Source organism: Thermus thalpophilus (assembly GCF_022760915.1).
GTDB classification, from domain to species: Bacteria; Deinococcota; Deinococci; order Deinococcales; family Thermaceae; genus Thermus; species Thermus thalpophilus.
Window position 1 is genome coordinate 48,655 of the sequence record NZ_JAKTNS010000013.1, and the last position, 9,931, is coordinate 58,585.

At 67.6% G+C, this 9,931-nt stretch carries 12 protein-coding genes; 7 read left to right on the plus strand and 5 right to left on the minus strand.

Translation table 11 applies throughout. The annotated features are described in order from the left end of the window. Window positions 1-72 precede the first annotated feature (72 nt). Complete coding sequence (aceB, locus tag L0D17_RS06420; protein ID WP_243094486.1) at window positions 73-1,635, minus strand: malate synthase A; 1,563 nt, start codon at window positions 1,633-1,635, stop codon at window positions 73-75. Between the two features lie 99 nt (window positions 1,636-1,734). Here aceB and L0D17_RS06425 point away from each other — a divergent pair, with 99 nt between their 5' ends. The 3 genes from L0D17_RS06425 to L0D17_RS06435 are packed head-to-tail and all read left to right on the plus strand — an operon-like array spanning window position 1,735 to window position 4,561. Beyond that, the gene (locus L0D17_RS06425) at window positions 1,735-2,493 is read left to right on the plus strand and encodes an IclR family transcriptional regulator (protein ID WP_243094487.1); all 759 of its coding nucleotides are present in this window, start codon (window positions 1,735-1,737) and stop codon (window positions 2,491-2,493) included. 41 nt (window positions 2,494-2,534) lie between these two features. Beyond that, window positions 2,535-3,245 (plus strand): heat shock protein transcriptional repressor HspR, fused homodimer type, encoded by a 711-nt coding sequence (gene hspR, locus L0D17_RS06430; protein ID WP_243094488.1) that lies wholly within the window; start codon window positions 2,535-2,537, stop codon window positions 3,243-3,245. After that, window positions 3,242-4,561: a dipeptidase gene (locus L0D17_RS06435; RefSeq protein WP_039458837.1), complete on the plus strand. Its 1,320-nt coding sequence runs from the start codon at window positions 3,242-3,244 to the stop codon at window positions 4,559-4,561. The genes hspR and L0D17_RS06435 overlap by 4 nt, the downstream gene beginning before the upstream one ends. Here the strand turns inward: L0D17_RS06435 and L0D17_RS06440 are convergent. Together L0D17_RS06440 and L0D17_RS06445 are read right to left on the minus strand one after the other, a co-directional pair. Then, on the minus strand, window positions 4,555-5,271 hold the full coding sequence (locus L0D17_RS06440; RefSeq protein WP_243094489.1) for a 2-phosphosulfolactate phosphatase: 717 nt from the start codon (window positions 5,269-5,271) through the stop codon (window positions 4,555-4,557). The genes L0D17_RS06435 and L0D17_RS06440 overlap by 7 nt on opposite strands. A 12-nt stretch (window positions 5,272-5,283) precedes the next feature. Next, the gene (locus L0D17_RS06445) at window positions 5,284-5,934 is read right to left on the minus strand and encodes a Crp/Fnr family transcriptional regulator (protein ID WP_039458841.1); all 651 of its coding nucleotides are present in this window, start codon (window positions 5,932-5,934) and stop codon (window positions 5,284-5,286) included. 48 nt (window positions 5,935-5,982) lie between these two features. Here L0D17_RS06445 and L0D17_RS06450 point away from each other — a divergent pair, with 48 nt between their 5' ends. The 4 genes from L0D17_RS06450 to L0D17_RS06465 are packed head-to-tail and all read left to right on the plus strand — an operon-like array spanning window position 5,983 to window position 9,071. Next, window positions 5,983-6,612 (plus strand): ABC transporter ATP-binding protein, encoded by a 630-nt coding sequence (locus L0D17_RS06450; protein WP_039458843.1) that lies wholly within the window; start codon window positions 5,983-5,985, stop codon window positions 6,610-6,612. Between the two features lie 14 nt (window positions 6,613-6,626). Then, a complete protein-coding gene (locus L0D17_RS06455) occupies window positions 6,627-7,334 on the plus strand; it encodes a phosphorylase family protein (RefSeq protein ID WP_243094490.1) in 708 nt (235 codons plus the stop codon). Window position 7,335: 1 nt separating this feature from the next. Then, window positions 7,336-8,151 (plus strand): enoyl-CoA hydratase/isomerase family protein, encoded by an 816-nt coding sequence (locus L0D17_RS06460; RefSeq protein ID WP_039458850.1) that lies wholly within the window; start codon window positions 7,336-7,338, stop codon window positions 8,149-8,151. 44 nt (window positions 8,152-8,195) lie between these two features. Beyond that, window positions 8,196-9,071: a phosphohydrolase gene (locus tag L0D17_RS06465; RefSeq protein WP_243094491.1), complete on the plus strand. Its 876-nt coding sequence runs from the start codon at window positions 8,196-8,198 to the stop codon at window positions 9,069-9,071. Here L0D17_RS06465 and L0D17_RS06470 read toward each other — a convergent pair. Next, window positions 9,068-9,505 carry a DUF2267 domain-containing protein gene (locus tag L0D17_RS06470; protein WP_243094492.1) on the minus strand — a complete coding sequence of 146 codons (438 nt, stop codon included), beginning with the start codon at window positions 9,503-9,505 and terminating at the stop codon, window positions 9,068-9,070. The genes L0D17_RS06465 and L0D17_RS06470 overlap by 4 nt on opposite strands. A gap of 79 nt (window positions 9,506-9,584) precedes the next feature. Further along, on the minus strand, window positions 9,585-9,791 hold the full coding sequence (locus L0D17_RS06475) for a dodecin (protein WP_243094493.1): 207 nt from the start codon (window positions 9,789-9,791) through the stop codon (window positions 9,585-9,587). Window positions 9,792-9,931 lie beyond the last annotated feature (140 nt).

Consider the following 9,931-nt stretch of genomic DNA (forward strand, 5'->3'; position numbering starts at 1 on the left):
CCTCCTTTCCTCCCACTTTAGGGCAGAAGGCGGGGGGAAGTCCCGCCCGCCCTCCCCTTGGCCCTTTGGCCGTTAGTCAAGGTACTCGTAGGCCACCAGGGTGAGGAACTCTATGAACTCCTCGGAGAGGACCAGCTTGTCCAGGATTTCTTCCGCCTCCTTGTAGCGCTCCTTTTCCCGCCCCCCGAGCTTGGCGAGCTCCTCCTCCTTCACCTTCTGGTAGAGCTCGGGGGTCACGGCGCGGCCGTCTTCCAGCTTGGCCTCCCGGTGGACCCACTGCCAAAGCTGCGCCCGGCTAATCTCGGCGGTGGCGGCGTCCTCCATGAGGTTGAAGATGGCGGCGGCCCCGTTGCCGAGGAGCCACTGGTTCAGGTACTGCAGGGCCACGGAGATGTTGTTCCTAAGCCCCGCCTCCGTCACCCTCCCCCCGGGGACCTCAAAGTTGAGGAGGTCCTCCGCCCGCACCTGGACGTCCAGGCGCTTCACGTGCTTCTGGTGGGGTTTGTCCCCCAGGTGGCGGTCAAAGACCTCTTGGGCCACGGGCACCAGGTCGGGGTGGGCCACCCAGGTGCCGTCAAAGCCCTGGGAGGCCTCCCGCTCCTTGTCCGCCCGCACCTGCTGGAAGGCCCGCTCGTTCACCTCGGGGTCCTTGCGGCTTGGGATGAAGGCGGCCATGCCGCCGATGGCGTGGGCCTCGTGGATGTGGCAGGACTTCACCAAAAGCTCGGTGTAGGCCTTCATGAAGGGCACGGTCATGGTCACCTGGGCCCGGTCGGGGAAGATGGGGGCGGTGGTGGCGAACTTCTTGATGCAGCTGAAGATGTAGTCCCAGCGCCCGGCGTTCAGCCCGGCGGCGTGCTCCTTGAGCTCGTAAAGGATCTCCTCCATCTCAAAGGCCGCCAGGATGGTCTCTATGAGCACCGTGGCCCGGATGGTGCCCCGGGGGATCTTCAGGTAGTCCTGGGCGAAGTTGAAGACCTCGTTCCAGAGGCGGGCCTCGAGGTGGCTTTCCATCTTGGGCAGGTAGAAGTAGGGCCCGCTTCCCCGCCTTAGGAGCTCGTGGGCGTTGTGGAAGAAGTAGAGCCCGAAGTCAAAGAGGCTCGCCGAGATGGGCTCCCCGTCCACCCGCACGTGCTTTTCCACCAGGTGCCAGCCCCGGGGGCGCACCACCAAGGTGGCGGTCTTCTCCTTAAGCCGGTACTCCTTGCCCTCGGGGGAGACGAAGTCAATCTGGCGGCGCACGGCGTCGTAAAGGTTTTTCTGCCCTTGGATCACGTTGTCCCAGGTGGGGGACAGGGCGTCCTCAAAGTCCGCCATGAAGACCTTGGCCCCGGAGTTCAGGGCGTTGATGATCATCTTGCGGTCCACGGGGCCGGTGATCTCCACCCGGCGGTCCAGAAGGTCCGGGGGGGCCTCGGCCACCCGCCAGTCCCCGCCCCGGACGAAGGCGGTTTCCTGAAGGAAGTCGGGCTTCTCCCCGGCCTTGTACCGTTCCCAAAGCTCGTGCCGGCGGGAAAGGAGCGCCTTGCGCACCGGGTTGAACTCCCGGTGCAGGGCCACCACGAACCGCAAGGCCTCTTCCGTGAGCACTTCCCCCAGGAGGGGATGGTCCTTGGTGATCTCCACGCCCTTCATGGTGGCCTGAGCTTACGGGGGCGGGGGCGGGTTTGTCAATAGACGGAATGCTTTTTCGTATCTTGAAAAACTGGCGAGGCCGTGCTACCCTAAGGCGCCATGCCGAGACCGAGGGAAAAGGGCGCGAGCGAGGTCAAAACCCTAGAGAAGGGGCTTCTTGTACTGGAGGCCTTGGCGGAGGCCAGGGAGGCGGGGCTTTCCGCCCTGGCCGAGGCCACGGGGCTATCCAAAAGCACCCTTTACCGCCTTCTCCAGACCCTGGTGCGCCGAGGCTTCGCCGTGGAGGAGGGGGGCGTGTACCGGGTGGGGCCCAAGGCCTTCGCCGTGGGCCAGGCCTACCCCAGGCCCGACCTCCTCTCGGCGGCGCGCCCCGAGATGGAGGCCTTGGCGGCGGAAACGGGGGAGAGCGTCAACCTGGCGGTGCCCATGGATGGGGAGGCCCTCTACCTGGACCAGGTGGAGGGAAGGCAGCTCGTGCGCCTTTTCACCGCCCCGGGGAGCCGGGCTCCCCTCCACGCCACCGGGGTAGGGAAGGTGTTTTTGGCCTACAGGGGGGTGCCGGAGGGCCTACGCCTCACCCCCTTCACCCCCCACACCAAAACCCGCCTCGAGGAGCTCCTCTTGGAGCTCAAGGAGGTGCGGGCCCAGGGCTATGCCCTGGACAACGAGGAAAAGGAACTGGGGGTGCGGTGCGTGGCCGCCCCCGTCTTCGGCCCTACGGGGGAGGTGGTGGCGGCCATTTCCCTTTCCGCCCCGGCCAGCCGGCTTTCCCTGGAGGCCGCCCGCCGCCTCGCCCCCCGGGTGAGGGCGGCGGCCCAGGGCGCCTCCTTGCGCCTGGGGTTTTCAGGGGGCGTATAATGAAAAGGGTTAGAGTGGTTTAGCGGGGGGAGCTTAAGGCCATGGACAGGGTCACGGACAAGGACCGCCCGGTGTACGTGATCAGCGTGGCGGCGGAGTTGGTGGAGATGCACCCGCAGACCCTGAGGCTTTATGAGCGGAAGGGGCTCATCAAGCCGAGGCGGTCTGGGGGTAAGACGCGGCTTTACTCGGAGCGGGACATTGAGAAGCTAAGGGAGATCCGCCGCTTGACGCAGGAGCTTGGGGTGAATTTGGCGGGGGTGGAGGAGATCATGCGGCTCAGGGCCGAGCTGGAGGCCCTCCAAGCCCGCTTTGAAGCCGAGGTGGAAAGGCTCAAAGGGGAGATCGGGGACCGCTTCCGGGAGCTGGAGCGCAAGGCCCTCCCCGCCCCCGGGGAAACGGCGAAGCCCTCCCCCAAGGACCGCCCCGTGTACGTGATCAGCGTGGCGGCGGAGTTGGTGGAGATGCACCCGCAGACCCTGAGGCTTTATGAGCGGAAGGGGCTCATCAAGCCGAGGCGGTCTGGGGGTAAGACGCGGCTTTACTCGGAGCGGGACATTGAGAAGCTAAGGGAGATCCGCCGCTTGACGCAGGAGCTTGGGGTGAATTTGGCGGGGGTGGAGGAGATCATGCGGCTCAGGGCCGAGCTGGAGGCCCTCCAAGCCCGCTTTGAAGCCGAGGTGGCGCGGCTTCGGCTTCTCCTCCTGGAGGAGGGCAAGGCCTTGGCGGAAGAGGGTAGCATGGGGGCGTGAAGACCCTTGACCCCCTACTGGAGTTCCTTTCCATCCCTTCGGTATCCACCGACCCCGCCCGCAAGGAGGAGGTGCGGCGGGCTGCCTTTTGGCTTAAGGAGCGCCTTCAGGCCCTAGGCTTTGCCGCCGAGCTCCACGAAACCCCCCTCCATCCCATCCTCTACGCCGAGCGGGTGGTGGACGAGGAGGCCCCCACCGTCTTGGTCTACGGCCACTACGATGTCCAGCCGGAGGACCCCCTGGAGCTTTGGGAAACCCCGCCCTTTTCCCCGGTGGTGCGGGATGGCCGGATCTACGCCCGGGGCGCATCCGACGACAAGGGGCAGCTTTGGGCCCACGTGGCCGCCCTGGAGGGCCTCACCGCCCGGACCAACGTCAAGTTCCTGGTGGAGGGGGAGGAGGAGATCGGAAGCCCCCACCTCCTCCCCTTCGTGCGGCAGAACCGGGAAAAGCTCCGGGCGGACGTGGTGCTGGTTTCCGACGGGGCCATGTTCGCCCCCGAAACCCCCACCCTCACCTATGGCCTGAGGGGGCTTTGCTACCTGGAGGTGCGCCTAAAGGGGGCCCGGCGGGACCTGCACTCCGGGGCCTTCGGCGGGGTGGCGCCCAACCCCATCCAGGCCCTGGGTTGGCTCCTCGCCCGCCTCAAGGACGAAGGGACGGGGAAGGTGCAGATCCCGGGCTTCTACGAGAAGGTGCGGCCCGTGTCCGAGGAGGAAAAGCGCCTTTGGCCCTCCTTGGACGAGGAGGCCCTGAAGGGGGAGCTCGGGGTGGAGGTCCTCCCGGGGGAGGAGGGCTACACCCCTTTGGAGCGGCTTTGGGCCAGGCCCACCCTGGACCCCAACGGCGTGTGGGGCGGCTACCAAGGGGAAGGCTCCAAGACGGTGATCCCCAAGGAGGCGGGGATGAAGCTTTCCATGCGCCTGGTGCCGGACCAAGACCCCGAGGAGGTGGCGGATCGGACCGAGGCCTACCTCGAGGAGATCCTTCCCCCCGGGTACCGCCTGGAGGTGCGCCGCCTCCACGGGGGGAAGCCCGTCCTCACCGATCCCTTTAGCCCCCCCATGCGCCTCATGGCCCGGGCCTTGGCGGAGGTCTGGGGCAGGCCCCCCGTCTACGCCCGGGAAGGGGGGACGATCCCCGTGGTGGCGGAGCTTCAGGAGGCCCTGGGCGCCCCCATCGTCCTCTTGGGCCTGGGGCTTAACGACGACAACCTGCACGCCCCCAACGAGAAGTTTGACCTCATCAACCTGGAAAAGGGCATCGCCGCCATAAGGCGCTTCCACGAACTTTTGGCCGAGGAGGGCCTTCAGTAGGCCCGCTTGAAGATGAGGGCTTCCCCCACCCTCCCGGAAAGGAGGGGCACGGCGGCGCTTTTGGCCACCTGGGCGCAAAAGGGGACGTCCCCCTCCAGGCCCACCCCCTTCAGGGCCAAGGCGGCGGCGGAGAGGCTTAGGGCCTCCAAGGGGTCCTGGTAGGCCCGCTTCACGGCCAGGGCGATGCGGGCCCCGTCCTCGGGCTCCACCTCTCCCAAAAGGCCCAGGTACTCCGAGAGGACCCCGGCGGTGTAAAGGTCGTCCAGCCCGGCCCGCCCCTCTTTACCGGCGCAGAGGATGGCCACCTCCTCCGTGGCGAGCTCCTTGGCGAGCCGGGCGGCGGCATGGGCGTTGTAGAGGGAGGCCAGGAGGACGTGCTTGGCGGTCTTGGCGGCGGCGTGGGCCGCCTTGGTGCCGTTGGTGGTGCTCATGACCACCACCTTGCCCCCCACGGGGGCTTCCAGGGCTTCCCGGGGGGAGTTGCCCAGGTCAAACCCGGGAGGCTTCAGCCCCCCCACCTCCCCCGCCAGGACCACGTCCTCGTCCTTAAAGGCCCGGGCCGCCTCGAGGCTATCCACCAGGTAAAGCGCCTCCGCCCCCGCCTCCAGGAGGCAGGCGGCGGTGGTGGTGGCCCGGATCACGTCCACCACCAGGACCACATCGGGGTACACCACCCCTTCGCTGGGAAGAACGTCCACCCTGAGGCGCAAGGCACACCTCCCCTAGACCAGGCCGAAGGCCACCTCTTCCAGAAGCCGGAAGTCCTTCACCTCCACCTGCCCTGGGGCCAAGGATAGGATCCCCTTCTCCTGCAGGCTGTGCAGGACCCGGGTCACCGTTTCCCGGCTCGCCCCCGCCAGGGCAGCCAGGTCCTGGTGGCGCAGGCGGAAGCGGGGCCCGTGCCCTTGGCGGTGGAGCTTGAGGAGGGCGTAGGCCACCCGGCTTTGCGCCTCCTCAAAGGCCAAGAGGTCCATCTCCACGTTGAGCTCCCGTAGCCTTCGGGCCAGGATGCGGGCGAGGTTGTGGGCCAATAGGGGCAGCCGGCGGATAAGGGCGAAGTAGCTCTCCCGGTAGAGGGCGAGGACCTGGGCGTCCTCCTCCGCCTCGGCGCTGGCGCTCCGTTCCCCCCCGTCCAGGAGGCTCATCTCCCCGAAGACCTCCCCGGGGCCCAGAAAGCCTAGGGTCTTCTCCTGCCCCCCCAGGTGGGTGCGGTAAAGCCGCACCCGCCCCGCCTCCACCAGGTATAAGGCCTGGCCCAGGTCCCCCTGTTGGAAGATGGTCTTCCCTTGGGGGAAGAAAAGGGGCTGGAAGTAGGAGCGGGCGAGCGCTGCCTCCTCCGGCGTCAGGTCCTGGAACAAGGGGCTTCCCCGCATCGGTCCTACTCTAACCGAGCCTTCATCTTTTGCCTAGAGGATGAGAGGGTGCGCCCGGTCCTCGAGGTCCAAAACCTCGGCTTCGCCTACGCCAACGGCCCTCTTTTCCAAGGGCTCTCCTTCCGGTTGGAACCCGGGGAGGCCCTCGCTGTGCTTGGGCCCTCGGGAAGCGGCAAAACCACCCTTCTCCACCTCCTTGCCGGGCTTCTTCCCTTGCAGGAGGGGGAGGTCCTGTGGGAGGGAACGCCCATCCGGGGCCTTAGGGAGGAGGCCCTGGCCCGGCGCCGGCTTCGCTTTTTGGGCCTCGTTTTCCAGCACCACTTCCTATTGCCCGAGCTCACCGCCTTGGAGAACGTCCTCGCCCCCGGGTACCTGGTGGGACGGGTGGACCGGGCTTGGGCCTTTGCCCTTTTGGAGCGCCTGGGGCTTGGGGCGCGGGCGGGCTTTCTTCCCCAGAGGCTTTCCGGGGGGGAGCGCCAGCGGGTGGCGGTGGCCCGGGCCCTTTACCCGAGGCCTAGGCTCCTCCTGGCGGACGAGCCCACGGCGAGCCTGGACCGCCGCCAGGCCCGGGAGGTCCTCGCCCTCATGCGGGCGCTTTGCCAGGAGGTGGGCGCCGCCTTGGTCCTGGCCACCCACGACGAGGGCCTGGTGGAAGGGCTTCCCGCCCTCAGGCTGTAGTATCCTTAGGCGGTATGAGTCCCATCCACGTGCGGGGCAAACCGGGGGACGTGGCGCAAAGGGTTCTCCTCCCCGGGGACCCCGGCCGGGCGGAATGGATCGCCAAAACCTTCTTGGAAGACCCCGTGGTTTACAACACCCACCGGGGGCTTTTGGGCTACACCGGGCGCTACCGGGGGGTGCCCGTTTCCGTGCAGACCACGGGGATGGGGGCTCCTTCCGCCAGCATCGTGGCGGAGGAGCTCATCCAGCTTGGGGCCCGGGTCCTCCTGCGGGTGGGCACCTGCGGGGCGGTGGACAACGCCTTGGCCCCGGGGGACCTGGTCATCCCCCAGGGGGCGGTGCCCTTGGACGGAGCTACCCGCCAGTACCTCGGGGGGCTTCCCTACGCCCCCGTGCCCGACCCCTTCCTCTTCCGCGCCCTTTGGGCCAAGGCGGAGGAGCGGGGCTACCCCCACCACGTGGGCCTGGTGGCCACGGAGGACGCCTTTTACGCCACCACCCTCGAGGCGGCCCGCGCTTGGAGCCGCTTTGGGGTTTTGGCCTTTGAGATGGAGGCGAGCGCCCTCTTCCTCCTGGGCCGGATGCGGGGGGTGAAGGCGGGGGCCATCCTGGCGGTTTCCAACCGCATCGGCGACCCCGAGCTGGCGCCTGCCGAAGTGCTCCAGGAAGGCATCCGGCGCATGGTGGAGGTGGCGCTTCTCGCCCTTTTGGAGGTGTAGCATGGACCACGAGCACGAGCACGAGTTCATCCTGGAGATCCCCGAGTTCCAGCACCTCTCCTACGAGGTGGAGGGGAACATCGCCCTGGTGACCCTAAGGAGGCCCGAGGCCCTAAACGCCCTTTCCCGCGAGGTCTTGGAGGAGCTCGCCCAGGTGGCGGAGGTGATCCACCAAGACCCCGAGGCCCGGGTGGCCATCTTCACGGGGGAGGGAAGGGCCTTCGCCGCCGGGGCGGACCTCAAGGAGATCGCCGCCCTCAAGGACCCCTTCATGGCCCGGGAGTACGCCCTTTTGGGCCAGCAGGTCTTCGCCGAGATCGCCGCCTTGCCCATCCCCACCATCGCCGCCATCCACGGCTACGCCCTGGGGGGCGGGCTGGAGCTGGCCCTGGCGTGCGACCTCCGGGTGGCGGCCAAGGGGGCCAAGCTCGGCCTTCCCGAGGTGGGTCTCGGGCTCATCCCCGGCTTTGGGGGCACCCAGCGCCTGCCCCGCCTCATCGGCCGGGGGCGGGCCTTGGACCTCATCTTCACCGGGCGGCACGTGGAGGCGGAGGAGGCCCTCATGCTGGGCCTCGTCAACCGGGTGGGGGAGGACGCCCTGGAGGAGGCCAAGAAGCTCGCCCAGAAGATCCTCAAAAACGCCCCCATCGCCCTGGCCCTGGCCAAGGAGAGCGTGGTGCGGGGCGAGGGGCTAGACCTGGCGGAGGCCTTGGAGATTGAGGCGGACCTCTTCGGCTACGCCGCCGCCACCGAGGACATGAAGGAGGGGGTGCGGGCCTTCCTGGAAAAGCGGGCGCCGGAGTTCAAGGGGGAGTGAGTTCCTTTCCCTCGCCAGGGCCCGGTGTAAGGTGAGGGGTGCGCATGACGGGAGAACGCGTGGTCCACGTAGCTAGCCCCAAGGCCAAGCTCTACGCCGAGGCCGACCAGGCCATCCGGGAGCGCCTGAAGCCCTTTCCCAAGGCCCTTAGGGCCTACGAGCTCCTGATCCAGGACCCGGAGGCCCGGGCCGGTTGGAACATGGCCAACTACATCACCATGCGCAAGCTGGGCTACAACGACCACGGCCGGGTCCACGCCCTCCTCACCGGGGCGGCGGGCGTGGCCATTTTGGGCCTTCTGGCCGAGGCGGGGGTGCGGCTGGACACCCTTGAGTCGGGGGCGGGGGAGCTGGAGGACGCCTACGTGGTGGTCCTCCTCTCCACCATGCTCCACGACCTGGGCAACCAGGTGCACCGGGACCACCACGAGGCCTTCGGGGTGAGCCTGGCCCTCCCCATCCTGAACCGCATCCTGGAGAGGATCTACCCCGACCCCGAGCAGCGCACCGCCCTCCGGGCCCTCATGCTCCACAGCATCTACAGCCACGACCTCTCCCCCGAGCCCCTCACCATAGAGGCGGGCATCACCGCGGTGGCGGACGGCACGGACATCACCAAGGGCCGGGGGCGGAAGGCCTTCGCCCTGGGGAGCATAGACATCCACTCCATCAGCGCCCTGGCGGTGGACGAGGTGCGGATCCTGAAGGGCGAAAAGGTCCCGGTGGAGATCCAGGTGACCATGAACAACTCGGCGGGGATCTTCCAGGTGGAGGAAACCCTCACCAAGAAGGTCCTAAAGAGCCCCTTGCGCCCCTACGTCACCGTGGTGGCCATGACCGAGCCCAACGGGTCCCAGGACCAGCGGATCGTCCACCGGGTGCGCCTGCACGAAACGGAAGACCGCTTCGTCCTGGACTAGCTTTCCGGCCAAAGCTCGCGGAGCTCCTTGGGCAGGAGCTGGCGCACGTCCTGGATCTCGCCCTCCGACACCTTTTGCCGCAGGACCTTGAACACCGCCCGGGCCGCTCCTTCCGGGTCCACCGCCACCCCGGAAGGGGTTTTGAGCTCCCGGGCCACGTGGGCCAGGAACTCCGCCTTGTGCCGCTCCTTAAGGGGTTTACCCGTGGGGTCCCAGCCCTCGTAGTAGATGCCCCGGATGAGCATAGGGAGTTGCGCCCCGAGCTGGGCCACCTCCTCCACGGGCAGGCGGTCCCGGAGGGCGTGGAGGACGGCCCGAAGGGCCATGTAAGCCCGGTGGCGGTCCTCCGTGCCCAGCTCCTCCATGATGGCCTTGAGCCAGGTGTGGGTTTTGTGGAGGGTGGCGTCAAAGACCTCCAGACCGGTGGCGCTCATACCCCTTTACCCCCTTACCTTTAGCCTATCCCTTGAGCGGAGGCGTGTAAAGGAGGTGGCGCTTTCGGAAGGAAGGTGGCTATTCCTCCAGGCGGAACCCCACCTCCAACACCACCTGGTACTCCTTCACCCCTTCCGGGCCGATGGTGCCCCGGATCTCCTTGACCTCAAACCCGTCCAGGTGGCGAAGGGTTTTCTGCGCCCGCTCCAAGGCGGTTTGGATGGCGCCCTCGAGGCCTTCCCCGCTCGTCCCCACCAGCTCCACCTTCTTGTAGACTTTGCCCATTTCCCCATTCTACCGCCTTTGCCCCACCTCCTTGGTGAGTTCCCGCTTGAGGATCTTCCCCACGCTGGACTTGGGGAGGCTTTCCCGGAAGGCGATGATGCGGGGCACCTTGTAGGCGGCGAGGTTTTGGCGGCAGAAGG